General features: G+C 33.4%; 27 protein-coding genes. 13 read left to right on the forward strand and 14 right to left on the reverse strand.

Going from position 1 to position 26,357, the window contains the following annotated elements; all coding sequences use genetic code 11:
• Positions 1-54: 54 nt before the first annotated feature.
• A complete protein-coding gene (locus tag AAHN00_RS02670) occupies positions 55-1,425 on the reverse strand; it encodes a M23 family metallopeptidase (RefSeq protein WP_342272038.1) in 1,371 nt (456 codons plus the stop codon).
• A 417-nt stretch (positions 1,426-1,842) separates the two neighbouring features.
• Here AAHN00_RS02670 and AAHN00_RS02675 point away from each other — a divergent pair, with 417 nt between their 5' ends.
• From AAHN00_RS02675 to AAHN00_RS02705, 7 genes are all read left to right on the forward strand, one after another.
• Positions 1,843-2,316 carry a DUF2155 domain-containing protein gene (locus tag AAHN00_RS02675; RefSeq protein WP_342272039.1) on the forward strand — a complete coding sequence of 158 codons (474 nt, stop codon included), beginning with the start codon at positions 1,843-1,845 and terminating at the stop codon, positions 2,314-2,316.
• A gap of 11 nt (positions 2,317-2,327) precedes the next feature.
• A complete protein-coding gene (locus AAHN00_RS02680) occupies positions 2,328-3,620 on the forward strand; it encodes an O-antigen ligase family protein (protein ID WP_342272040.1) in 1,293 nt (430 codons plus the stop codon).
• Complete coding sequence (locus AAHN00_RS02685) at positions 3,620-3,994, forward strand: NADH-quinone oxidoreductase subunit A (RefSeq protein ID WP_342272041.1); 375 nt, start codon at positions 3,620-3,622, stop codon at positions 3,992-3,994. Before AAHN00_RS02680 ends, AAHN00_RS02685 begins: the two co-directional genes overlap by 1 nt.
• 4 nt (positions 3,995-3,998) lie before the next feature.
• Positions 3,999-4,532: an NADH-quinone oxidoreductase subunit B family protein gene (locus AAHN00_RS02690; RefSeq protein WP_342272042.1), complete on the forward strand. Its 534-nt coding sequence runs from the start codon at positions 3,999-4,001 to the stop codon at positions 4,530-4,532.
• Complete coding sequence (locus AAHN00_RS02695; RefSeq protein ID WP_410521405.1) at positions 4,510-5,112, forward strand: NADH-quinone oxidoreductase subunit C; 603 nt, start codon at positions 4,510-4,512, stop codon at positions 5,110-5,112. The genes AAHN00_RS02690 and AAHN00_RS02695 overlap by 23 nt, the downstream gene beginning before the upstream one ends.
• 288 nt (positions 5,113-5,400) lie before the next feature.
• Positions 5,401-5,736 carry a hypothetical protein gene (locus AAHN00_RS02700; protein WP_342272043.1) on the forward strand — a complete coding sequence of 112 codons (336 nt, stop codon included), beginning with the start codon at positions 5,401-5,403 and terminating at the stop codon, positions 5,734-5,736.
• A gap of 364 nt (positions 5,737-6,100) precedes the next feature.
• A complete protein-coding gene (locus tag AAHN00_RS02705) occupies positions 6,101-6,343 on the forward strand; it encodes a hypothetical protein (protein WP_342272044.1) in 243 nt (80 codons plus the stop codon).
• Between the two features lie 333 nt (positions 6,344-6,676).
• On the opposite strand, the gene AAHN00_RS02710 is transcribed toward AAHN00_RS02705, so the two are convergent.
• From AAHN00_RS02710 to atpH, 9 genes are all read right to left on the reverse strand, one after another.
• Positions 6,677-7,963, reverse strand: coding sequence for a citrate synthase (locus AAHN00_RS02710; protein WP_342272045.1), 1,287 nt, complete (start codon positions 7,961-7,963; stop codon positions 6,677-6,679).
• A gap of 259 nt (positions 7,964-8,222) precedes the next feature.
• Positions 8,223-9,428, reverse strand: coding sequence for a dicarboxylate/amino acid:cation symporter (locus AAHN00_RS02715; protein ID WP_342272046.1), 1,206 nt, complete (start codon positions 9,426-9,428; stop codon positions 8,223-8,225).
• 303 nt (positions 9,429-9,731) lie between these two features.
• Entirely contained in the window at positions 9,732-10,028 is a 297-nt protein-coding gene (cutA, locus tag AAHN00_RS02720; RefSeq protein ID WP_341755864.1) for a divalent-cation tolerance protein CutA, read from the reverse strand.
• A gap of 18 nt (positions 10,029-10,046) precedes the next feature.
• Positions 10,047-10,463: a 6-pyruvoyl trahydropterin synthase family protein gene (locus AAHN00_RS02725; RefSeq protein ID WP_342272047.1), complete on the reverse strand. Its 417-nt coding sequence runs from the start codon at positions 10,461-10,463 to the stop codon at positions 10,047-10,049.
• 368 nt (positions 10,464-10,831) lie between these two features.
• Positions 10,832-11,227 carry an ATP synthase F1 subunit epsilon gene (gene atpC, locus AAHN00_RS02730; RefSeq protein WP_341751787.1) on the reverse strand — a complete coding sequence of 132 codons (396 nt, stop codon included), beginning with the start codon at positions 11,225-11,227 and terminating at the stop codon, positions 10,832-10,834.
• Positions 11,227-12,660 (reverse strand): F0F1 ATP synthase subunit beta, encoded by a 1,434-nt coding sequence (gene atpD, locus AAHN00_RS02735; RefSeq protein ID WP_342272048.1) that lies wholly within the window; start codon positions 12,658-12,660, stop codon positions 11,227-11,229. Before atpD ends, atpC begins: the two co-directional genes overlap by 1 nt.
• A gap of 20 nt (positions 12,661-12,680) precedes the next feature.
• A complete protein-coding gene (atpG, locus tag AAHN00_RS02740; RefSeq protein WP_342272049.1) occupies positions 12,681-13,610 on the reverse strand; it encodes an ATP synthase F1 subunit gamma in 930 nt (309 codons plus the stop codon).
• Between the two features lie 32 nt (positions 13,611-13,642).
• Positions 13,643-15,199 (reverse strand): F0F1 ATP synthase subunit alpha, encoded by a 1,557-nt coding sequence (gene atpA / locus AAHN00_RS02745; protein WP_342272050.1) that lies wholly within the window; start codon positions 15,197-15,199, stop codon positions 13,643-13,645.
• Positions 15,200-15,223: 24 nt separating this feature from the next.
• Entirely contained in the window at positions 15,224-15,775 is a 552-nt protein-coding gene (atpH, locus tag AAHN00_RS02750; protein WP_342272051.1) for an ATP synthase F1 subunit delta, read from the reverse strand.
• Positions 15,776-16,121: 346 nt separating this feature from the next.
• On the opposite strand from atpH, the gene AAHN00_RS02755 reads away from it, so the two are divergent.
• A complete protein-coding gene (locus tag AAHN00_RS02755) occupies positions 16,122-16,322 on the forward strand; it encodes a hypothetical protein (RefSeq protein ID WP_342272052.1) in 201 nt (66 codons plus the stop codon).
• Between the two features lie 212 nt (positions 16,323-16,534).
• On the opposite strand, the gene lpdA is transcribed toward AAHN00_RS02755, so the two are convergent.
• Positions 16,535-17,923 carry a dihydrolipoyl dehydrogenase gene (gene lpdA / locus AAHN00_RS02760; protein WP_342272053.1) on the reverse strand — a complete coding sequence of 463 codons (1,389 nt, stop codon included), beginning with the start codon at positions 17,921-17,923 and terminating at the stop codon, positions 16,535-16,537.
• A gap of 60 nt (positions 17,924-17,983) precedes the next feature.
• The gene (locus AAHN00_RS02765; protein ID WP_342272054.1) at positions 17,984-18,952 is read right to left on the reverse strand and encodes a Fic family protein; all 969 of its coding nucleotides are present in this window, start codon (positions 18,950-18,952) and stop codon (positions 17,984-17,986) included.
• Between the two features lie 58 nt (positions 18,953-19,010).
• On the opposite strand from AAHN00_RS02765, the gene AAHN00_RS02770 reads away from it, so the two are divergent.
• Positions 19,011-19,703 carry a SprT family zinc-dependent metalloprotease gene (locus AAHN00_RS02770; protein ID WP_342272055.1) on the forward strand — a complete coding sequence of 231 codons (693 nt, stop codon included), beginning with the start codon at positions 19,011-19,013 and terminating at the stop codon, positions 19,701-19,703.
• Here the strand turns inward: AAHN00_RS02770 and rpe are convergent.
• The gene (rpe, locus tag AAHN00_RS02775) at positions 19,692-20,342 is read right to left on the reverse strand and encodes a ribulose-phosphate 3-epimerase (protein ID WP_342272056.1); all 651 of its coding nucleotides are present in this window, start codon (positions 20,340-20,342) and stop codon (positions 19,692-19,694) included. The two genes, AAHN00_RS02770 and rpe, sit on opposite strands and share 12 nt — an antisense overlap.
• Positions 20,329-20,463 carry a hypothetical protein gene (locus tag AAHN00_RS02780; protein WP_341751776.1) on the reverse strand — a complete coding sequence of 45 codons (135 nt, stop codon included), beginning with the start codon at positions 20,461-20,463 and terminating at the stop codon, positions 20,329-20,331. Before AAHN00_RS02780 ends, rpe begins: the two co-directional genes overlap by 14 nt.
• A gap of 156 nt (positions 20,464-20,619) precedes the next feature.
• Between AAHN00_RS02780 and AAHN00_RS02785 the strand changes: the two genes are divergently transcribed.
• The 4 genes from AAHN00_RS02785 to AAHN00_RS02800 all read left to right on the forward strand — a co-directional run bounded on the left by AAHN00_RS02785 (position 20,620) and on the right by AAHN00_RS02800 (position 26,354).
• The gene (locus AAHN00_RS02785) at positions 20,620-22,164 is read left to right on the forward strand and encodes an acyl-CoA carboxylase subunit beta (protein ID WP_342272057.1); all 1,545 of its coding nucleotides are present in this window, start codon (positions 20,620-20,622) and stop codon (positions 22,162-22,164) included.
• A 21-nt stretch (positions 22,165-22,185) separates the two neighbouring features.
• The gene (locus AAHN00_RS02790) at positions 22,186-24,183 is read left to right on the forward strand and encodes an acetyl/propionyl/methylcrotonyl-CoA carboxylase subunit alpha (RefSeq protein ID WP_342272058.1); all 1,998 of its coding nucleotides are present in this window, start codon (positions 22,186-22,188) and stop codon (positions 24,181-24,183) included.
• Positions 24,184-24,358: 175 nt separating this feature from the next.
• Positions 24,359-24,535, forward strand: coding sequence for a hypothetical protein (locus tag AAHN00_RS02795; protein ID WP_342272059.1), 177 nt, complete (start codon positions 24,359-24,361; stop codon positions 24,533-24,535).
• On the forward strand, positions 24,507-26,354 hold the full coding sequence (locus tag AAHN00_RS02800) for a PAS domain-containing sensor histidine kinase (RefSeq protein WP_342272726.1): 1,848 nt from the start codon (positions 24,507-24,509) through the stop codon (positions 26,352-26,354). Before AAHN00_RS02795 ends, AAHN00_RS02800 begins: the two co-directional genes overlap by 29 nt.
• Positions 26,355-26,357 lie beyond the last annotated feature (3 nt).

Raw genomic sequence — 26,357 nt, forward strand, 5'->3', positions numbered from 1 at the left:
TTTTTCTTTATCACACTTGGTGAAATAATAAGAAACGAGAACTATATTAACTCCTTAAGATTTCAAGAATTTTGTTGCTGAATTTTCAGCAATCTCTGACTTATTATCAAGCTCATTACTTAAAGACCTTACATTACTTTTAAATTGTTTAAATTTTGCTAATTGCTTGCCAGCAAGTTCTATGCCTGGAGTAGATTTAACGTGCATAGGGTTTATGTTCTTACCACCTATTTTAACTTCATAATGTAAATGTGGTCCAGTAGTTCTACCAGTACTACCAACATACGCAATAACTTGACCTTGTTTAACTATACTTCCTAGCTTAAGATTTTTAGAAAAATTAGAAGCATGAGCATAAGCAGTTGATAGATTTTGACTATGTTTAATCTGTATAAATTTTCCGTAGCCAGATTTCCATCCTATTTCAGTTATCACCCCATTACCTGCAGCATAAATCGGCGTACCAGTTGGAGCAGCAAAATCAACACCTTTGTGCATTTTAGTATAGCCTAAAGTAGGATGATGTCTATTACCATAATGAGAAGACACTCTAACTAATTTAACAGGTGTTCTAAGCAAACTTCTTTTGACACTTTTACCATCCTCAGAAAAGAAATCATGATTATTTTGTGCATTATTTGGAGAATATCGAAAAATATTATATTCCTTACCAGATAAATTAAGTGATACATATAAAACCTTACCATGATGAGAAAATTTACCATCCTCGGTAACAAATTTTTCGGTTATAACAGTTACAGTGTCACCACTCTTAATTTGACGTTGAAAATCAATTTGATAACTATATGAGTTGATCATTTCAATTATACTATTACTCGATAACCCTAACGATTTTAAAGCTGACATAAAGTTTGAATTAATAACTACCGACGATTTAGTTAATAGCTTATTGAAAACTTTGGTTACGTCTCTTGCAAGGAAATCTTCACCTTCTCTAATAATTTCTAAAGATTTGACTTTATCATACGCTATAGTCAGTTTATTTAATGTACGTGATTCAGCAGCAAGGTCTTCATCATCTTGTTCAATAATCTTTATTTCGTAATCGAAAACCAGTTGCTGCCCTATCTTCAGAGAAGATTCAATATTTTTATCTTTTGCTATTTTTATAATTTGGGTTATTTCTTTATTTGGAATTTGTTGATGCAAAAGTATTGACTTTAATGTATCACCTTTTTTGACCGTTATAATTTGGGAAATTTCATTTGATAGTTCTTCTGAAGATTCAAGTATCTCTGGCTCTGCTATAGTCATTGACATAGTATCACTAACGAACTTATTGATCGATAAAGATACAAAAGTAGCAAAACCCATAAAAATAAATATAGAAAAGTATGAAAAACCAGTTCTAAATTTAGAGTTAATTTTTGGGTTTGTTAATATAAGACGGATAATAGCTTGCATTAAGGCTTACTCTAGTGATATTGATTCATAAGAAAACAAATAACTAACCAAAAATTTAAATATTTTTAGTTTTCATTTGATCTTTATGTAGTGATCCTACCAATATGGAGGATAGAAAAATAAATTACAATAGAAAAATTACTAAAATTTTACTTATTTTAAACTACTAGAGATGAATTACACTATCATAAAATTTTATATATACAATTTTGCTGCATGCTAGTATAATTCAGCACAGTCCAAATTCGATGAAATTATAGATTGCTTCGTCGACCTACGGTCTCCTCGCTATATTAAAGCCCATTCGAGATAAGAATTAGTTAATTCTTATCCCGAATTGGGGCAAATTATAACTTAAAGAATTATTATTTTCGCATGTTGCAGAAATTGATGAAGCACCTTATATTTGCTAGTATAATGGGGTTTTTATGTATTCTTTCTTCTTATGGACAAGCTGAAGATACTACCCAAAATATGGAATTCCTTGATACTACAGATGAAAGTAATGAATTAAAAAATCATAATTTTACTGAGCATGTTGCTGATTCTAATAACTTACCTAATATACAAAATAATGTTGAACATTCAGAATTAAAAACTTACAGTATTGGTAAGGTTATTGCTTTAAATAAAATCACAGCAACATCAAAGGAGCTGGTATTAAAGCCTAATGAACCACAATATTTTGGTAATATTCAAATTAAACTTCATAAATGTATTAAAAATCTTGATCCTTACAATGAGGATAATTACATGCTATTAACCATTACAGAGCATAAGATTGATGAAGACCCTATGTTAATTTTTCAAGGATGGATTATCTCATCAAGCATTTCAGTTTCCACCTTTGAACATCCTATTTATGAAATCTTTGCTAAAAATTGTTTATAGGATATTTAAGAATGATACAATCCCTGTTTTACATTTTAGTAATGCTATTTCCAGTAGTTGGATTGATTTCTGGTTTTTCTGCTGCAGTAACAGTTCCTCTGTTGTTATTAACTATATTAATTGCTTTGCGAGATAAAATCTTTATTCATTTTAAATACGCCGCTATTAAAGAAACTTTGTTATCCAATTGGAAACTGGAGCTACTATTCTGCCTTTGGTGTCTTATAACAAATTTTTATTCACCTAATTACCCCTCCTCTTTATTTAACTATCTACAGGTTTGTTTAATTGTTCTAATAGGATTTATCGTAAATAGCAATATTGACAAATTATCCATAAATATAAGTAAAATAAAAATATACTTTATTATAGGAATAATAGCAGCAATTGCTTTGTTTTTTATAGAATACGCATCTCATGGTATTATAACAAGGGCTTTCCGTACTATTTTTCAGCCAAAATCTTCAAATCAATTCTTTTTATTCACTCTTGATCGTGGGTGTTCTTTATTATCAGTTCTTTCATGGGTAGCGATAGCTATAATTATATCATATCATAGATATTTATTAGCACTAATATATTACCTGATAATTTTTTATTTGCTCTATATCTCAGATAGCCTTGCAAGCTTTTTAGCATTTACCGTAGCTGGATTAGTATTTTTAACAAATAGGCTGTTAGTAACCAAATCTCTGCAATCTGTTTTTTTGAAATTATTTACCCTTGCTATGATATCTGGTTCAATATTGATGCCGATAATTGCCTATAAAATACAACCATATTATGCCTCAGATCACTATGCCAAGTTTCTACCAGACTCTGCTAAGCACCGTGTATTTATTTGGCACTTTGTTGCCAAGCAAATTATCAAAAAACCAATTTTAGGTCATGGATTTGCTTCGTCAAGAAATTTTAAAATTGATAAAGAGCAAATGGTTAGCTATCACCAATGGACTTGGTCACCCTTTCCTCTACACCCACATAATAATATAATGCAAATTTTATTTGAGACGGGCTTAATAGGTTTTATACTATTTTTATCTTTAATTTATAAATATATTCAAAAAATTAGTAATATATCCTTAGTGCAGTCTTCTAAAAATGGTAAGATGAATCGAACGACTGAAAATAACAAAATAGATGTATTAAATTACAAGTCAGTTGCCTATGCTTGCTTTATAAATTATTACATAATAGGTATGATTTCATTTAACATTTGGCAAATATGGTGGGTTTGCAGCTCTTTTGGAGCGATGATTTTGTTTAAGTTACTTCTTTCAAAATCACAGGAGTACAATTACTAATGTTGGAAACATCTAATATTTTACAGGAATACTTGCCTATAGCTGTGTTTTTTGGTATAGCATCAGTTTTGTCATTGGTAATAGTTACATTGCCAAGGCTTTTAGCTCCTCAAAAATATAATAAGGCTAAGTTGGATAGTTATGAATGCGGATTTGAACCTTTTGGTGATGCTAGAAGTAAATTTGACGTACGTTTTTATCTAGTAGCTATTTTATTTATTATTTTTGATCTAGAAATAACTTTTTTGATACCATGGGCTATTACGCTTGGACAAATTGGTAAATTTGGTTTCTTCTCAATGATGTTTTTCTTATTGGTACTTACCATCGGTTTTGTATATGAATGGAAAAAAGGAGCTTTAGACTGGGAGTAATGACATGCAAGCAAAGATAGATATATATGATCAAGATAAGCTCCTTGAAGAAGAAATTTCAAATCGAGGATTCCTTATAACTAAACTCGATGATTTGATAGGCTGGGCTAGATCTAATTCACTTTGGCCTATGAGTTTTGGTCTTGCATGTTGTGCGGTAGAAATGATGCAAGCTGCTGCTAGCCGCTATGATATGGATCGTTTTGGCATGTTGTTTAGACCAAGCCCTCGTCAATCTGATTTAATGATAGTTGCAGGGACATTAACAAATAAGATGGCTCCGGCTCTTAGAAAAGTTTATGACCAAATGACTGAACCTAAGTGGGTTCTGTCAATGGGAAGCTGTGCCAATGGCGGCGGCTATTACCATTATTCCTACTCGGTAGTGCGTGGCTGTGATCAAATCGTTCCGGTAGATGTATACGTACCAGGTTGTCCTCCGACCGCTGAAGCTTTGATTTATGGTTTAATGCAGTTACAAAAGAAGATTAGAAGAACTACTAGATTTAGAGAAGGTGACAATGGAAAATATCATTGACGACTTAATAAAAAATCAGGATCTTGAGATAACTGCTTTGCCTGTAAATGATTTGAATATGCATTTTATTAGCTATAAATCTACTATAGAAAGTTTGATACCATTCTTATCGGCAATTAAGGAATCTGAGGATTTACGTTTTACTGTGTTGACAGATTTGTTTGCTGTAGATTTCTTGAGCCGCTCTAAACGGTTTGAAGTGGTGTATAATTTACTAAGTCTTAAATTAAATAAACGTATATTAGTAAAAATTGAGGCTGGAGAACATGACATAATCCCCTCAGTTACCAAAATATTTAGTGCTGCTTGCTGGTATGAACGCGAAGCATATGATATGTTTGGAGTAATTTTTGGTGGTAGTCATGATAATCGTCGTATTCTAACAAATTATGATTTTGTCGGTCATCCTCTCAGAAAAGACTTCCCATTCACGGGTTACGTGCAGGTTAAATATGATGAGAATCTTGCAAAAGTAGTATATGAGCCAGTGAAACTCGACCAACCATATAGAGAATTTGATTTTTCATCAAGTTGGCAAGGACCAAGTTATGTATTACCTGGAGATGAAAAGGCTAAGTGAAATAACTGTCATATTTACCTTCTTGATTATGGTATACTGCTCGTAAATGAAGAGTTGCTAGACGATAGTATAACTTCAAGAAGAGCTAGGCAGTAGCAAAGTCGAGCAGCGTAGCGTACATGAGTAACTAGGCAGCTTCGATCTTTGGTCGCGGGAACGCCAATTCTTGAAGTTCTACCTGAACATATATTCTAGGGAGATAATACTTGCAAAATTGCTTTTTACTAATTATGTTACCAATCATGTTAATGGTGCAATTAGTTTCATAATTTTATTTTAAAAGATATCATGTTAACAATACTAGACTTAGAAAATTTTAAAACCAGTAAAAAAAATAATTCAAAGAAGTTGTTTTCAGCTGTTAGTGGTGATTTGCTGGATGCAATAAACGCAGGTAGTTTTTCTAGGTGTTACGGTCTTATCTTACGGTCTTCCGATGACTATAATTTAAAGCAAGTAAATGAAAATTTGCATGAATGTGCAGTATTTGAGTTGCTATTAAGTCTATTACAGCATAAAACATCTGATGACTGCAATAAATTCCTTAAAACCCTAGGGCAAGCCATCAGTGATTCAGATGTTGACACAGGAGAGTGGTTATGTGCTTGTGCACAGGCAAATTAGTTTTCAATGTTATATGATTTTTTAAGAAATTTGAATGGTTTTGAGCTAAACTATAGTTTAGCTTGTCATGATGCTTCAAATCTCGTCAGTACTCCTGAGAATCTAAATACTAATGACAGACAAAACAGTAACGGCGATGTTGCTCTTGCAGGTGTAGAGGAGTCAATTAATCTATTGCTAGAATATAATAGTTAAATAGTCTGTCCGGCAAAACTCTATAAGTCTTATAGATAATAGGGTTTAATGGCAGAAAATAGTTAACCACTCTGCACTGCAAGTGCAGAGCTTAATATTACGGCATGAATGCCTCATGTATGTACTAACTTAAAAGTTAGAAACTATTTGTGTATGGCTCATTTAGAAAGTGTCACAACACAAAAAGAATATATCTGTGAAGTGTAAGATTTTGTTAAAAAATATCTGTATGATTCATTCTTATCTTTTCTTGATAAGATATTTAAAATTTATGTTGAAACGACGCACTGCAAGTGCGGGGTTTTTCTCCCAAAGTGGGACAATAAAATTAAAAACAATTTTTAATTTTAGTGCAAATATTAGAATTTTTTTTGTAAAAATTTTATTCAATCATAGATTATGGGGGCTTTAAATATTTTTGGCGGACCGACTAAATAGTCAATCCTTCAAAAGTCTAAAAACACAACATCTACTATATTTAAACGCAAGAGGTGTCATTCCTGCGTAGGTAGCAGAATCTATAGTACCTCAGGGCTTTTTGGAAACCATTTTAGATTCCCGACTTTAGCTAGGAATAACAAGCATTGTTAGTGAGTAGACTTAAAAATTTTGAAAATCCATAAGGTTTTGAACAAAATAAGGTAAAAATCTTATGGATTTTGATGTGATTTTTGACCACGAACATGTATTATCTCTTATGTCTACAGCCTTTTTGACGGATCGACTATATAGGATTTTACTATAATTATCTTTTATCAAAAGGAATAAATTCTCTTTGTACATACCCAGTATATAATTGCCGAGGTCTGCTAATTTTTTGTTCAGGATCTTCATGCATCTCTTTCCATTGTCCCATCCAACCAACAGTTCTTGCTATAGCAAAAAACACTGTAAACATCTGTGATGGTATCCCCATAGCTTGATAAATAATACCAGAATAAAAATCAACGTTTGGATAAAGCTTACGATCTATAAAATATTGGTCATTGAGAGCAATTTTTTCAAGCTCAGTAGCGATTTGGAGTAATGGGTTATTATTTTCTCCTAATTCATCTAATACTTCTTTGCAGGTCTCTCTAAGTACAACTGCTCTTGGATCATGATTTTTATAGACTCGGTGACCAAAGCCCATTAAGCGGAAAGAATCATTTTTATCTTTTGCTCTTGCAATATATTGTGGAATACGGTCTATTGTCCCAATCTCTTTCAGCATATTAATTACTGCCTCATTTGCTCCGCCATGTGCTGGTCCCCATAAAGATGCTATGCCAGTACTGATACAGGCAAACGGGTTAGCACCGGATGATCCGGCCAAACGTACTGTTGAAGTGGAGGCATTCTGCTCATGGTCAGCATGGAGAATAAATATTTTATCTAAGGCGTTCTTTACTACTTGGTTTACCTTATATTTTTCACAAGGCGTCGCAAACATCATATGGAGAAAATTTTCAGTAAAATCTAAACTATTATCAGGATATATAAAAGGCTGGCCTATTGAATATTTATATGCCATTGCTGCAATAGTTGGCATTTTTGCAATCATTCTAATAGCAGCTAACTCGCGTTCATTTTCTTCTACATTTAAAAAACTTGGATAAAATGCAGATAAAGATCCTACCACAGCCAACATAATTGCCATAGGATGAGCTGAGTGACGGAAAGCCATAAATAAGCTTCTAAGCTGTTCATTAACCAGCGAGTGATTAGTAATTTTCTGAGAAAAAGATTTATACTGATTAGTGGTTGGTAATTCACCATTTAACAGTAAATAGGCGACTTCTAAGAAATTACTTTTTTCTGCTAACGTTTTAATATCATATCCCCGATGTCTTAATATCCCTTGATCGCCATCTATGTACGTCATTGCAGATTTACAAGCTGCTGTAGACATAAAACCAGGGTCATAAGTGAAATATCCTGTTAATGAATATATACCGCTAACATCAATAACATCTTGACCAATCGATGCTGTTTTTATTGGTAAATTAAAAGACTTATCACCTATTTTTAATTCAACATCTTCTACTTTCATATATCCTCATTTTATCATATAGCTAACCCTATTAGGAGTAATAGACTTGCTGCATAAATCAAAGATAGTTGAGGGATTTTTAGGAGAAACGAAGCTGGCTACCTTCGCGTACACAGACGTACGTGAGGAGCGGAGGCAAGTTTCGACGACAAAATCACCAACTATCTTTGATTTATGCAGCAAGTCTAATGTATAGTCTAGGTTAACTATACTACTATATCATATTTTTATTGCCCACTAATACCAAAATGCTAATATTTTACACCGAATTATATGTATCTTTATCCAAAGTACCTTCACTGTTATCAATAATCAAGGTAATTGTTGCATCACCTGTAATATTAATGGTGGTACGTAACATATCTAATATCCTATCAATTCCAGCAATTATAGCAACACCTTCAATCGGTAAATGGATTGAAGATAGAACCATAGGTAGCATTATTAAAGAGGCCCCTGGAATACCAGCACCACCTATAGAACCAAGAGTTGAGGTAATAATAATGACTAAATAATCATGTAATGCTAAATCTACACCCATCATTTGGGCAAAAAATATGGTAGTAAGAGATAAATTTATTGCAAACCCATCCATATTTATCGATGCACCAAGTGGTAATACAAAAGAAGTGCTAGATTCAGAGATGCCTAGACGTTCACGACAAACTTGCATAGTTGTAGCAAGCGTTGCTTTACTACTAGAAGTAGAGAAGGCAAGTATTTGGTATTCCAAACTCTTTTTATAAAAAGGTAATGGTGACATTCGACAAAATACATAAATTAACGCACCAAAAATACCATATTGACATATCATGGCAATCACTACGGCAGCAACTAATTTTGATAAACTAATCATTACATCAAAACCTTGCGTACCGACTACCCAAGCCGTTAAAGCAAATGCACCATATGGAGAAAGTTGAATGATCATCGAAATCATTTTTAACACCATTTTTGATAATCTATGAAATAAATCTTTAATGGGTGCAGCACTAGTTCCCATTTTATTTAGTATAAGTCCAAAAAATATTGCAAAGAATACAATTTGTAAAACATTAGAATTGGCAAAAGCCCCTACGACATTATCAGGCACAATATTCACAAAAAAATCAATCATATTAAAGGATTTCTCTTGTGAAATATTTGAGGCAACATCAAAGTTAATATGAACACCATGACCTGGCTTTAATACAAGAGCAACTGTAAGACCAAAAACTACGGCAAAAAAAGTAGTTCCTAAAAAAGCAGCAACAGCCTTTATTCCTACTCTGCCAAGAAAAGTAGGGTCACTCATACTAGTTATGCCTGCTACTAAACTAAAAAATATTAAAGGAGCAATAATCATTTTGATCAAACGCAAAAAAATATCTCCTACTGGTTTTATATAAGATACATATTCAGGAAAATATATACCAAACATTATACCTAGGATTAATCCCAAGGTAACTTTTTTCCATAATTTCATTGTTCTACTTAATTAATTTAAAGAGTGTTTTGATCCGACGTCATCCTGAAATAAATTCAAGATAATATCCACTTGTGTTCAGGATGACACCAACTTTGGAATTCTAGATATACTCAAATGATTTGAAGAATTGGATTTGAAAATGAATGGTGTACATATAGTATAATTACGCATGCGAATCCATGATATTTTCAAAAAACAATTCTTCAAAGCAGAAGAGTATAACATAGCTGACTTAAACTCAGGAAGCAGTGGACTATATAGTTTGAGTAAATCTTAGCTCTAATAAACACTCTCTTAAAATTAGATACTTTGAGTTACCCAATTTAAATAGCTAGACAGCCCATCTTGAATGTCGAGCTTTATTATTTGCGGAAGATCATAATTATGTATATCAGTAATCACCTTTTCTATTGTATTGTAGTTATCAGACTTAGCCTTTATCACAATACGATATTCTAGCACAGAAGATATCTTGCCTTCCCATTTAAAATAGCTGACTATATTATCTACTTGTATACAAGCAGCTAGATTTTCTTCCAATAAGCTAGTTGTTATTTTATCTACCACCTGCTGGTCATTGGTCGTAGTTAAAATCACACAACATCTTTGTACCACTTATACCTCAACAAAGCAATTAGGTGTTTCAAATAATTTGACTTTTGTAATAATAAAAGAACTATTAGTAAATAATTTTGGCAAAATATTCAATTTTAAGTATAGTGCTATATTTTCTGCAGTTGGATTTTCCTGCATATAATATATTTTTTGACCAGTCCAGTCACATATTCTATCTCCCATTTCTCTATCATTTTGGTGTAATATAATATTATGATCAAAATTATCATCTATCCACTTTTGTATTATTGATTTCATGTAACCAAAATCTATAACCATACCAAGATTATCAGTAACACTTGATTCCACTGTAACTTCAAGGACATAACGATGACCATGTAGAAATTGACACTTATTCTCATGTCCAACAACTCTATGACCTGCATCAAATTCAATTTTACGAGTACACTTTATCATCATTAACCTCAAGTATAGATGTAAGACATCGGTTTAATAGCCTAGGGTATCATCCATGCACTTTTGATATCATCTCAGGCGTGTAGACGGCTGGTATCTAAGAAAATAGCCTAGAAGGATGTTATATCTATAGTATCTACATCTTTTATATAACCACTATTAAAATGGCTGCTGATCGTCTATTAGCGAGGAGTCGCGAAAAAGCGGCGACACGGCAATCTAGGATACGCGAAGCGTTACTCTAAAAAAAACAGCTTCGCTGTTTACCTGGATCGCCACGGCATCTAAAGAGCCTTGCTATGACGATTATAGAAAAATGTGTACTATGATGTTATATACTCTTCTGCTTTGAAGAATTGTTTAATTCTTTAAATATGAGCTAGCAAAGATTCATATCTAGCAATATCCAATTTAATAATATCAATTTTTGTATCATCAATTTCTTCGTCTATTTCTTTTGTTAAAGAGTCTATTTTTCTAATTATGTCATGTAGTTGCAAACTACTAGTATCAACAGCAAACTCTGTTACTATATTTACATTTGTCCACGTGACCTCAGCTAACCCTGAGTAGATAAAGTACTTAAATACAGAATTATCTACTGTAATTTTTGTCAATCCATCTTTTAAATTTGCAATCAATAACTCGTGACCTGGTAAAACCTCAAATTCTCCTAATTCTCCCGGCATTGTTATCATCCGAGCTTCCATGTCAAACACAACATTCACTGGCGTTACAATTTTAACTCTAATTGTTTTATTCATTATGCCACTTTTTCTTTAAGTGTTTCACCTTTCTCTACTACTTCATCAATGCTACCAACCATATAAAAAGCAGCCTCTGGTAAATAGTCATATTTGCCAGAAACCAACCCATGAAACCCTTCAATAGTATCAGCTAAACTGACAAATTTTCCAGCTATACCTGTAAACACTTCAGCAACATGGAAAGGTTGAGATAAAAAGCGTTGAATTTTCCTTGCCCTAGTAACGGTTAATTTATCTGCTTCCGATAACTCATCCATTCCTAGAATGGCAATTATATCTTGCAGAGACTTATATGTCTGCAAAACTTTTTGCACCTCACGAGCAACCGAATAATGTTTCTCTCCAACAATTGCCGGATTTAGTAATTGTGAACTACTATCAAGTGGATCTACTGCCGGGTAAATACCAAGCTCAGCAATTTGTCGACTAAGTACGGTAGTCGCATCCAAATGGGTAAAAGAGGCAGCAGGAGCAGGATCAGTTAGGTCATCTGCTGGCACATAAATAGCCTGCACAGAAGTAATTGATCCAAGCCTTGTTGAAGTAATACGCTCTTGTAGCTCTCCCATATCTGTTGCCAGTGTTGGTTGATAACCAACTGCTGAAGGTATTCTGCCTAAAAGGGCTGATACCTCAGAACCAGCTTGAGTAAAGCGAAAAATGTTATCGACAAAAAACAAGACATCCTGTCCTCCATCTAAATCCCTGAAACTTTCGGCTATAGTAAGACCACTTAAAGCAACTCTAGCTCTTGCACCGGGCGGTTCGTTCATTTGCCCATAAACAAGAGCTACTTTAGATTTTTTGGGATTTTTTAAATCAATTACCCTAGAATCAATCATTTCGTGATAAAGGTCGTTACCTTCTCTAGTCCTTTCCCCAACCCCTGCAAAAACCGTATATCCTCCATGTGCTTTTGCTATATTATTAATAAGTTCCATAATTAACACTGTCTTTCCTACCCCAGCACCACCAAATAACCCAATTTTTCCTCCTTTTGAATAAGGAGCTAAAAGATCAATGACCTTAATCCCTGTAACCAAAATGTTTCTTTCAGTTGATTGATCAACAAAACTTGGAGCTGGTTTGTAAATTGAAGCAAAGTCAGTTGAATCAATCTTACCTCTTTCATCAATTGGTACACCAACCACATTTATTATGCGTCCGAGTGTGCCAATACCGACAGGTATCTTAATAGTCTCACCTGTATCTATTACTTCTTGCCCTCTTACTAACCCTTCTGTTGGTCCCATAGATATACATCTAGCAATATCGTCTCCTATATGCTGTAATACTTCTAGTATCACTTTCTCTCCATTATTATTGCACTCAAGTGCATTGAGAATTTTTGGCAATTTACCATCACTACTAAACTGCACATCAACTACAGCTGAAATAATCTGCACAATCTTGCCAATAGTTTTTGTCATATTTTACCTTAATTTATTTTTTATACGGCTTCTGCCCCTGCAATAATCTCTATCAAATCCTTAGTAATCAGATCTTGTCTAGATCTATTAAGTTTTAGTGTTAATTTATTAATAAGCTCCTTAGCATTTTTTATTGCATTATCCATTGCTGTCATTCTAGCTCCTTCTTCGCTAGCTCTATTTTGTAGTAGAGCATAATTAATTTGAGCAGATATATAAAGATTAATCATATGCAAAATAAGCCCTTCACCTTCATATTCATAGCTCAAATATTTCTCATTTGAACATAGCTGTTTTTCAATTGGCAATATTTGCTTTTTAGTTGGAATCTGTATCATAGCATTTTTACAATTGTTAAAATATATTTGACAATTGCTAATTCTAGAATCCTCTACCATCTCCATCAGTTTTTCTTTGACCTGAAATGACAAATTATTATTATGAGCTTTTGGAAACTCATAATAATTATCAATATAATGGGAATATTGCCCCTTAAATGCATCATAACCCTTTTTGCCAATAATAATAAGCCTTACTTGTTTACCAGCATTTTCCAAATTTGCAATATCAGATTTTACCTGCTTGGACAGTAAAAAATTAAAAGCTCCGCATAAGCCTCGTTCGGAAGTGACTACTATTAGTAAATGTAACTTATTTATATTAGACCTATTGCATAATTCTACTTCTGCAAGAGGTCTATTCACGTCACCTTGGTATAATAATTCTTCCGAAAAAAATTTTCTCTGTTCGAGAGGCATATCCTGTAAATTATTGCTAGATGCCACACTAGACATTATATCCTGCAGAATCCCAATATAATCCTCTGAGTCCTTAACTTGGTTTTTGGCTTTTGTAAACTTAGTAGCCGAAACTATCTGCATAGCCTTAGTAATTTTTTGCGTTGTTGTAATGCTCTTAATACGATATCTTAACTGTTTTAAACCTGACATAGCTACCTAATTAATCTTAACCTGAAGTCGATTTAACTTACTGCACAAGCATTAAAGTTTTGCACAAAATTTTCTAAGAAAACTTTTAACTTTTGTTCCATTTCTTCAGTAACTCGTCCTTGCTCTCTAATAGATACTAAAATATCGTTTTCACTTAACTTTATTTCTTCTAGCATTCTACGCTCAAATTCTTTTATTCGTTCAACAGGAATACTATCCAGATAATTCTTTACCCCAGCATAAAGACTAACCACCTGTTCCTCAATAGGGAAAGGGTTATATTGATCCTGCTTCAATATTTCGCTAAGCTTTGTACCATGTGAAATAAGTTGTTTAGTTGAAGCGTCTAAGTCTGAACTAAACTGAGAAAAAGCTGCTAATTCCCTAAATTGTGCTAACTCAAGTTTCACACTTCCTGCCACTTGCTTCATAGATTTTACTTGTGCTGCTGATCCTACCCTACTCACGGATATACCAATATTTACCGCTGGTCTGATACCTTTATAGAACAACTCATTTTCTAAAAAAATCTGTCCATCAGTAATTGATATAATATTGGTTGGAATATATGCGGAAACATCACCTGCTTGGGTTTCAATAATTGGCAAAGCCGTAAGAGAGCCACCACCAGATTCATCTGACATTTTTGCTGCTCGTTCAAGTAACCTAGAATGTAGATAAAATACATCTCCTGGATAAGCTTCACGTCCCGGCGGTCTTCTAAGTAATAGTGAGATTTGTCTATAAGCAACAGCATGTTTACTTAAATCATCGTAAATAACTAGTGCATGCATACCATTATCACGAAAATACTCACCAATACTACAACCAGTGTAAGGAGCAACATATTGTAACGCAACAGGATCAGAGGCAGTAGCTGCCACAACTGTGGTATATTCCATTGCTCCTGAGTCTTCTAATCTTTTTACTACCTGTGCAATAGTCGATCTTTTTTGACCAATAGCTACATAAATACAATAAATTTTATTTTTTTCATCACCGTCAAGATGAGCTTGTTTTTGGTTAATAATAGTATCGATAACAATAGCGGTTTTACCTATTTGCCTGTCACCAATAATTAACTCCCTCTGACCTCTACCAATAGGAATTAGGGCATCAATTATTTTAATGCCCGTTTGCACCGGCTCTGTAACACTTTTTCTAACAATTATCCCAGGAGCTTTTTCCTCTATATTCCTATATGTATCAGTTATAATCTCACCTTTACCATCAATAGGATTTGCCATACCATCAACGACCCTACCAAGCAACGACTTACCAACTGGTACTTGTAAAATCTTTCCAGTTCTTTTTACCGCATCACCTTGTTTGACTTCTCGATCACTACCAATTAATACAATACTTACAGAGTCTGTTTCAAGATTAAGAGCTAGACCTTTTACTCCTGACGCAAACTCAACTACCTCGCCAGCTTCCACCTTATCGATACCATATACCCTAGCTATACCATCACCAACCGTTACAACCTGCCCTACTTCTCGTAAATCGCTAAGCTGATCAATGTTAGCAATTTCTTTTTTTAATATTTCAGCAAGTTCGACAGCCTTTAATTGTTGGGTAGACCCCATAGTTATTCCTCATATAAAATTTATTTAACCTATCTTTGTAGCTTTCAAGGTTTTCGTTATTTTTTCTAACATTCCAACAATAGAATAGTCCCTAACTATGCTATTATATTGTACCACAATACCACCAATAATTGACTGATTTCGGTGGAAATTTATGACAACCTTCTGCTGAAACTCATCTGCTAAATATTTTGTTAACCATTCTTTCTCTCTAGTTTGCAAAGATTTAGAAGAAGTTACTTTTACCATTTTAATATTTCTGCTGTTATTAAGTAGTTGTTGGTATAATACTATTATGTTTGATAAAATAGGCATACGTGAATGCCTTAGTAATATTAACAAAAACCGCTTAACTATAGATTCGATATTAAAGGTTTCTGTAATTAACTCAATTATTTTACATTTGTCAATATCCTTTACTATCGGAGAAAATATAACAGCCTTGATTTGCGGATTATCCTCGATAAATTGATTAATAATGGTAATCTGCTGTAATATTTTATCTTCCAAGCTACTTGCCAATGCATTATCAAATAAAGCAGAAGTATAGTTACGTACTAATTTATTGTTCATCATTATGTTTTTATATCCATAAAATTCTATAATCTTAGCGTCTTATACTCAGGTAGAACTTCAAGAATTGGCGTTCCCGCGACCAAATATCCCCGCTTCCTAGTTACTCATGTACGCTACGCTGCTCGACTTTGCTACTGCCTAGCTCTTCTTGAAATTATACTATCGTCTACCAACTCTTCATTTACGAGCAGTATATATATGATCCGTTTTTATTATGCTAAAACTAAATCAAACAATAGTTAACCACTCTGCACTGCAAGTGCAGAGCTTAATATTACGGCATGAATGCCTAATGTATGTACTAACTTAAAAGTTAGAAACTATTTGTATATGGCTCATTTAGAAAGTGTCACAACACAAAAAGAATATATCTGTGAAGTGTAAGATTTTGTTAAAAAATATCTGTATGATTCATTCTTATCTTTTCTTGATAAGATATTTAAAATTTATGTTGAAACGACGCACTGCAAGTGCGGGGTTTTTCTCCCAAAGTGGGACAATAAACCACATACAGCCAAGAAAACAAGCCATGCACGATTGCCCATAATACAGAATGGTTTATATTAAATGAAATAGCCATAGCAAGTGCCGCACCAAATGACACGCCATGCTGCATAACAATGCTTATTCTCCTCCTTGGTGGATAAACTCCATAATCTTCACGGTTCATTTTACTCATTTTTTTTCCTCATATTAATTCTAGGACAATTTATAACATAATTTATGCTTACCACTAAGTAACAAAAAGAATTTTTTTAATTATATATGAATAGCTCTACCATAAGCCTGCAATACTGACTCACCCATCATTTCAGATAAAGTTGGATGAGGGAAAATAGTATTGATTAAATCAAGCTCTGTACCTTCCATAGTTCTAGCAATCACATAACCTTGAATTAGTTCAGTAACCTCTTCGCCTATCAAATGGGCTCCTAACAATTCACCAGTCTTTACATCAAAAATCGTTTTAATCATCCCTTCAGTACAACCATCAACCAAGGCTTTACCATTAGCGATAGATGGGAATCTGCCAATTTTTACTTGGTAACCAGCTTTTTTCGCTTGTTCTTCAGTAAGTCCTACACTAGCAATCTGCGGTGAGGAATAAGTACAGCCTGGAATATTACGTTTTTCTATAGGATGAGCTTTAAGCCCTGCAATAGTTTCTACAGCAATAATACCTTCATGACTTGCTTTGTGGGCAAGCCATGGTGCTGATGTGACATCGCCTATTGCATAAATTCCCTGTTCATCAGTTTGCATAAACTGATTGGTAATAATATGACCTCTATCTATTTTGATATTAGTTTTTTCTAGATTAAGATTTTCCGTATTGCCAACTACACCAACTGCCATCAGCAAAGTTTCAGCTTGTATCTTGTGATTCTTGCCTTCTATCTCAACTTCAATCGTGATATGATCTTGTGTTTGGCTATGATTTAACAATTTGCTATTAGTATGAATTTTTATACCCTTTTTTTCAAAAGTTTTTCGTGCCATTAAAGAAATTTCTTCATCTTCAGCCTGTAATATCCTATTTTGCACTTCAATTACAGTGACATTTGTTCCTAAAGCATTATAAAATGAAGCAAATTCTATACCAATCGCTCCTGATCCAACGATAATCATAGATTTTGGTAATTTATCAAGAACCATAGCCTCTTTGGAGGTAATAACTTGCTTGCCATCCGGCTCAAATCCATCTAAGATTCTAGACCTTGCACCTGTTGCAATTATTATGTCCTTTGCTTTAATCAAAATTTTTTGACCATTATTATTGATCTCTACTACCTTGCCTGTTCCTAGGCTAGCCGTGCCATCAATTATCGTAACCTTATTTTTTTTTAGCAGAGATTTAATACCAGATGTTAACTGCGTCGATATATCTCTAGAACGCTGTACTATTTTTTTTAGGTCAAAACTTGCTTCACCTACTATAATACCATAATCTTTAGCATGTTTAATTTTTTGAAATAATTCAGCTGATTTAAGCAATGCTTTTGTTGGTATACAACCCCAATTTAAGCAAACTCCCCCTAAATGCTCCTTCTCAATCAACACAACTTTTTTATTTAGTTGTGCGGCCCTAATTGCAGCCACGTAACCACCTGGTCCACCACCAATAATCGCAAGATCATAATTTTCCATTAATATATCCACTCATTCTTTCTAGATTTCTTTTATAACTTAATTTAACGGAAGAGTCTATTATTGAAATTTATAACAAGTTTGATTTTTTATACCTTTATGAGTTAGGATACCTTCCTTAACCCCAAAGATTAGATCACGACTGGCCGACGCAGAAGAAATATCCTTATGTAACAGAATATAATCTTTCCTTGAAAACCAACTATTTGGTAATTTTATTTTAGCAAATTCTAACCTAGACTTAGGAGTTTTGACTTGCGATACTACATTATTAACATATAGTTGCAGAGCTCTTAGTATCTGTGTTGCCATAAATTCAATGAATAAGGTAGACTCCCCTACTTTATCACACTCAGCTAAAACGTCATAGTACTCACTTTGTTCGTTTTTTATTAGTACCTCTACCGAAATATATTTAAAAATTGGATTTGCTTTCATTAATAATAATTGTTGCCATAACCTACCCATTCGTCCATTACCATCTGAGAAAGGATGGATAAATTCTAGCTCATAATGAAATACGCAAGCTTTAATTAGCCACGGAATATCCTTATTTTCTTTTATGAACTGAAATAATTTATCAATTAATAATGGAACACGATTAGCTTTAGGAGCTATATGAGCTATTTGATTGCCTTTAAATATGCCAACTCCGCTGGCTCGAAAATAGCCATTATCAACTATTAACTCTTGCATCAATAATCTATGTGCCTCTAATAAACAATCTATTGATAATGGATTTAATTTATGTAAATTATTGTATAATTTAATGGCATTGTTAACTTCAATAATATCATTTTTAGGACCTAGCACCGGTTTTCCATCAATTATATCGGTTATTTGGTCTAAACTTAAACTATTGCCTTCAATTGCTAAAGAAGAATGGATAGTCTTTATTTGGTTACTTTTTCTAAGTTTTACTGCAGGCAAAGAAAGATTAGCTCCGGATAGAATACCAAGCTCATATGCAATATCTTGTAGTAATGTAAGTATTTTATTACTTACTTGAAAAGGTGGTTTTTTACTCATAAAATGATAGTATCATATGATACTATCATTGGCTATAAAATAATATTAGATTTCAAACATGAAACATCAGCAGATTACTTTAGATAAACTAGGGTCTGATATTAACATTCCAGTAAGATATAGTACTAAAGCTAAACGAATTAGCATTAGAATAAACCACAAAGGAGCTGAATTAGTTTTACCTAATAAAAATTTTAATACAGGATATAAATTTTTGTTAGAAAAAGAATCTTGGGTTAGGCAAAAACTGCAAAAATTCTTAAACAAGCCCCCCTTTGATTATAACACAATAACAGTCTTTGACGAAGTATATTCGTTATTAAATATTGATGCAGATTATAAAAAAGTACAAATCACGGATGATGTTATTCAGATATATTCTTTACCCTCACAACACAAAAGTACTTTAGTAAGGTTTTTAAAAGATATGTTGTTACTAGAAACCACAAAACTGGCTACTATTCTAGCAAAAGAACATAATATAAACTTTACTAAAATTAAAATTATGAATAATAAGGGCAAATGGGGAAGCTGCTCTAGTAAGGCTGTACTTGCTTGTAATTGGCGTCTTATTTTTGCTCCAAAAAAAATATTAAAATACTTAGTGACCCATGAAATATGTCATATAATTGAAATGAATCACAGTCCTCGTTTTTGGAATTTAGTAGCAAGACTTTATCCTGACTATAAGTTGGCTAGATTATGGCTTAAGGAACATGGCAATACTCTCCATCAATATTTAATGTCTTAGTAAGTCTATTTGTTTTTGATAATCTTTTGATTGGAAAATAAAATTACCTGATACTAAAATATCAGCTCCAGCTTTTATACAGTTCTTACCGGTAACATCATTTATTCCTCCATCTACAGAAAGCAATATATTTTTGCTAGAATTTTTAATTTTTTCCGAAATAATTTTGACTTTCTCTAGCTGATTCTCTATAAACTTTTGGCTAGAAAAACCGGGGTTTACGGTCATTGCTAGAATTATATCTACTTTATCAATAATATAATCTATAGAATTTGGGCTTGTAGAGGGAAGTAATGCCACCCCAGCTTTTAACCCTAAATTTTGAATAGTACTTAAAGTTCTGTCAAGATGGATAGTGGTTTCAGGATGGATAGTGATAATATCCGCTCCGCTACTGGCATACTCTTTAATCGAATATTCTGGGTTATTAATCATTAAATGTACGTCAAATGGTAATGTAGTGTGAGGTCTTAAAGCTTTTATTATAGGAGGTCCAAATGTTAAGTTAGGTACAAAATGTCCATCCATAACGTCTATATGGATCATATCAGTGCCAGCTTCTTCCAAAGAACTGATTTCTTTTTGCAAATTAGCAAAATCTGCTGACAGTAACGAAGGTGCGATCTTAATTATTTTCACTTTTGTTTTTATCCTCAATATGAACTTTTTGGCTATTTTTTCTTCTTGCTATATTCTGTTTTAAAGCACTAGACAGTTTTTGAAATTTACTCTCACTAAATTTACTCCCACTATTTTGCAATTTCTGCTGCTTTTCCTTTGTTATAAAACCCTTCCTATAAACTTGTTTAAGTTTTTCACTGCATTCTATAACTATTCAAATAAATTTCTACTATCTTTTCGACATTTTATTATTATACTACAGGTTATGATTTTATAATGAACTAGTATAGCCATAATGAATCAACATATTGTAAACTCTCCTGAATCACTTGATGAAAAACGTAATAATGCCCGTCAAGGTGGGGGAGGAGAGAGAATCGCCTTACAACATAAAAAAGGTAAGCTTACTGCAAGAGAAAGAATAGAAGTATTGCTAGATCCTGAGAGTTTTGAAGAAACAGGAATGTTTGTTGAACATAGATGCAGTAATTTTGGCATGAACGACAAAAAATTTCTTGGGGACGGTATAATAACTGGACATGGCACCATAAATGGTAGATTGGTTTTTGTGTATAGCCAAGATTTTACGGTATTCGGTGGATCCCTTGGTGAGTATCATGCTAAAAAAATATGTTCCCTACTCGATTCTGCTCTGGCGGTAGGAGCCCCAGTTATTGGGATAAATGATTCGGGAGGAGCAAGAATCCAAGAGGGAGTCGATGCTCTCGCTGGTTATGGTGAATTATTCCAACGCAATGTAATTGCTTCCGGTATTATTCCACAAATCACCTTAATTATGGGACCTTGTGCTGGTGGTGCTGTTTATTCTCCCGCCTTAACAGATTTCATATTCATGGTTAAAAATACTTCTTATATGTTTGTAACAGGACCAGACGTAGTTAAAACTGTTACAGGTGAAGAAGTAAGCCAAGAACAACTTGGCGGAGCAAAAATGCATACTACAAAGAGTGGTGTTGCTGACCTTGCTTTTAAAAATGATATAGAGCTACTTCTAGAAACTAGAAGGTTTTTTAATTTTTTACCTCTATCAAATCGTAGTCCCCTACCACATCGTCGTACCGAAGACCCAGCTGATCGGGTTGATATGTCCCTAAACACCTTAGTCCCAAGCATTCCGAACAAAGCTTATGACATGAAAGAATTAATTGAGCGTATTGTTGATGAAGGAGAATTTTTTGAGCTGCAACCAGATTTTGCTAGAAACATTATAATCGGCTTTGGTTATATGGAAGGAAGACCTATAGGATTTGTTGCGAATCAACCATTACATTTAGCTGGCTGTTTGGATATTAACGCATCAAGAAAGGCAGCAAGGTTTGTTCGTTTTTGTGATGCGTTTAATATCCCAATAGTAACTTTAGTTGATGTACCAGGTTTTTTACCTGGCACTGATCAAGAGCATAACGGAATTATTAAACATGGAGCAAAATTGTTATATGCGTACGCTGAAGCAACTGTACCAAAAATTACTATAATTACTAGGAAAGCTTATGGTGGAGCTTATATAGTTATGAACTCAAAACATCTTCGTGGTGATGTGCATTACGCGTGGTTCAACTCAGAAATTGCAGTACTTGGAGCTGAAGGAGCTGCTGAAATAATATTTAAAGAAGAATGCAAAGATACAGAATCAAAAAAACGAAAAATCCAAGAGTATAAAGATACTGTTACTTCTCCTTTCACTGCAGCATCTAGAGGATACTTAGACGATATTATAAAGCCTCAAAATACTAGATGGCGTATATGTAAAGCACTAAACTTTCTTCAAAACAAAAAAATACAATTACCATGGAAGAAGCATGATAACTTACCACTTTAGTATACTTAAGCACGAGATTTTATGACTAAACCATTATTTGATAAAATTTTAATCGCCAATCGTGGTGAAATAGCTTTGAGAATAATGCAAACCCTAAAGAAGATGAGTATTAAATCAGTTGCCGTATATTCTGAAGCAGATACACATTCAATGCATGTACAATATGCTGATGAAGCTTATTACATCGGCAATTCTCCTGCCACTGAGAGCTATTTGTCAATTAAAAATATTGTAAATGCTATTAGAGCAAGTGGTGCTTCAGCAGTACATCCAGGATATGGATTTTTATCAGAAAATTCAAATTTTGCAAATATCTTAAAAAGGGAAGGAGTTGCCTTAATAGGTCCCAATGCTTCTGCTATTAAGAAAATGGGTGATAAAATTGAAGCAAAAAAAATCGCTATGGAAGCAGGAGTCAGCACTGTCCCTGGCTATATTGGTACTATCAGCAACATAAATCAGGCCATAGAAATTGCAGAAAAAATAGGTTTCCCTGTTATAGTTAAGGCAACAGCTGGCGGTGGTGGTCGTGGAATGAGAGTAGTAAAAAACTCTGAAGAAATGGCTAATGCCTTTGAATCAGCTAAGCTTGAGGCAGTAAATAATTTTAGCGATGGTAGATTATTCATTGAAAAATTGATTCAGTCCCCTAGGCATATTGAAATACAATTATTAGCTGATCAGTATGGTAACAGTGTTTGTCTTGGTGAGCGAGAATGTTCAATTCAACGTTATCATCAAAAAGTGATTGAAGAAGCCCCAAGCTCCTTTATTACTGAGGAAATACGGCAAAAAATGTATAAAGAGACCATAGCTTTATCTAGCAAGGTAGGTTATTACTCAGCCGGGACAGTTGAATTTATAGTTGATTTAGATAAGAATTTTTATTTCCTTGAGATGAATACTAGGTTACAAGTTGAGCATCCAGTAACTGAACTGATCACTGGTATTGACATAGTAGAAGAGATGATAAAAATTGCTGCTGGTGAAAAATTATCATTTTCTCAAGAAGATATAAAATTAAAAGGGCATGCGTTTGAATCTAGAATTTGTGCAGAAAACCCCATGCGTGGATTTCTGTCGTCTAGCGGTAGAATTACTGAATATTCAGAACCGCCAAAGAATGCTAACATTCGTGTGGATACTGGTTTCGGACTTGGAGGGGAAGTCAGTATGTTTTATGATTCAATGATTGCAAAGCTTTGTACTTACGGAGAGACTAGAGAACAAGCTATTGAGGTTATGCGTTCTGCTTTAAGTGCTTACATAATACAAGGTATTTCTCATAATATTAGTTTCTTAGAAGCAGTAATATCACATCCTCGTTTTATAGCAGGTGATATAAATACTGCATTTATAGAAGAAGAATATCCAGATGGTTTTTCTGGAGCAAGCTTAACTTCTGAAATCACTAAAATATTCCTAGCTACAGCCATTTTTGTTTATATTGCGGAGCAAAAACGTGCTTCGTTAATTTCTGGTCAAATAGTCGATCAAACTAATAAAATCGGTACTAGATGGGTTGTATCAATTGATGATAAACTATTTCCAGTTTTAATTAAATCAGTAGATTATGGTTATAATATAAGACAAGAAAATGATAGAATTTATATCCGTAGTAACTGGAACTTAGGTAGTAGACTTTTTTCCTGTATTGTAAATGGTAGAAAAGCCAATGTAAAAATTGGCAATATCTTAACAGGTTATATGTTATCACATTCAGGTATTACTGTTAAAGCCTATGTCCGTTCTCCACGGATGTCTGAACTAGAAGCGTTGATGATTACAAAAAATATCCAAGAAGAGCAAACAGAGCTGCATGCCCCGCTTGCAGGACAAATTATTGCAATTAAGGTTCAAGAAGGTTGTAAGGTAGTTATTGGTCAAGAGATTATGGTTTTAACTGCTATGAAAATGGAAAATATACTTGTTGCTGAACGTAATGGGAAAATTGCTAAAATCTTAGTTAATGAGAAAGATCAGGTGGTTAGTGGGCAGGTGTTACTTGAATTTGCTTAGGTTTAAACTAGATATAATAATAGCTTAAAAATTAATTGTAACTAGCATACTCAAATGATTTTGAATAGTTAACCACTCTGCACTGCAAGTGCAGAGCTTAATATTACGGCATGAATGCCTCATGTATGTACTAACTTAAAAGTTAGAAACTATTTGTGTATGGCTCATTTAGAAAGTGTCACAACACAAAAAGAATATATCTGTGAAGTGTAAGATTTTGTTAAAAAATATCTTATCTTATCTTTTCTTGATAAGATATTTAAAATTTATGTTGAAACGACGCACTGCAAGTGCGGGGTTTTTCTCCCAAAGTGGGACAAAAAATGTTGAATTACTTTTATCGAGATCTTAAAAAATATTGTAGTAGCGGTAAATTAATATTTGTTCTAATAATTGTAGCCATTATATTGGCTTGCTCGACTTATTATGTGATTTCAATTGAGTCGAAATCTCTTGGTCCAGACCCAAGTAGAGTTATAGGGCTTATATTAGTAGATCTTGCTGTATTCTTACTTTTAGGCATTTTATTAGCTCGTAAATTTTTACGAGATTTTATTGATAAAGGTGAAAGGGAGACGTCTTCGAAATTACAAAATCGTATCATTATTGCCTTTAGCTTAATTGCTACAATCCCAACCATTATTGTTTCAGTCTTTTCAGCATATTTTTTTAATTTTGGCATTCAATCTTGGTTCGATAAAAAGATTTCTGCTGTGCTTGATCAGTCGATAATAGTCGCCGAATCTTATATAGACGAACATAAACTGCAGTTACGAGAAACAGCATTATCTGTCGCTGATGATTTAACTGAGATGTATTATAATCTAATACATAATCCCCTTTCATTTAATGAAGCATTAAATACTGAAGTTGAGATGCGTTCTCTTGATGAAGCTATAGTTTTTCATAGACCTACTAATACTGTTATTGCTAATACATTCTTAAGTTTCGCAATTTCATTTGCTACTATTCCAGCTCATTTAATGAAAAGAGCTGAGCTAGGAGAAATTGTTGAGATAAAATCTGATCCTAAAAAGATTCGAATGCTTACAAAACTTAAAGATCATAATGATATATATTTGTTGGTAGGTAGATTGATTGATGCTAAAATTATTGATCATATTAATAAAACTAACGGTGCAGCTGAAGAATATTATCGTCTTAAAAAACATATATCCAGTATGCAGATCAAATTTTCTATAGTATTTATTTTTATTGCTTTATTACTGCTATTAGCTGCAATAAGCTGGGGGATGATTTTTGCTACAAAGATAGTAAAGCCTATTCGGAAATTAGTGATTGCTACTGAAAAGGTTAAAAATGGTGACTTAACTATTCAAGTACCAGAAGACCTTGTTAATAAAGATGAAATAAGCGTTTTATCCTCAGCTTTTAATAGGATGATTAAACAAATTGACCATCAACAAAGAGATCTAGTTATAGCTCAGCGTGCACTTGCTTGGTCTGACGTAGCAAGAAAAGTAGCTCACGAGATTAAGAATCCTTTGACACCTATTCATCTTGCCTCCGAAAGATTACTTAGGAAATTTAGTAATCAAGTTGAAGATAAGACAGAGTTCAACAAATACATACAGATGATTGTACGTCATACTGACGATATTAAGAAAATTGTCTCTGAATTCGTTAATTTTGCAAGACTACCAGCCCCAATATTTATGGATTGCGATCTAGTAATTCTTATAAAGAATATGGTTGAATCACGAAAATTAATTAATGATAAAATATTATATAAATTCATCACAACTGATCAACACATAGATTTTATCTGTGATACAACTCAAATTAATCAGATTATGGTTAATTTATTAAAAAATGCCGAAGAATCTATAGGGCTTACTAGATTTCAACAAGGTGTTATTGCTGTTTCTATAACCAAGTCTAACCATCAGATCACTATTACAGTAAATGACAATGGAGTAGGATTTCAAGCAAATTTAATTGATAGGGCTACAGAACCCTATATAACAACTAGATCTAAAGGAACTGGTTTAGGACTAGCCATTATCAAAAAAATAGCACAAGATCATTGTGCAACACTAGAGTTAGCAAACAAGTACGAGGGGGGAGCGATTGTCAACATAACATTCAACCTTGATGAATTAAAATTAAAGATCAATAATTCGAAGTCGATAAATCACATTTTCACTTAATAT

Source organism: Candidatus Tisiphia endosymbiont of Parasteatoda lunata (genome assembly GCF_964030955.1).
In the GTDB taxonomy this organism is placed as follows: domain Bacteria; phylum Pseudomonadota; class Alphaproteobacteria; order Rickettsiales; family Rickettsiaceae; genus Tisiphia.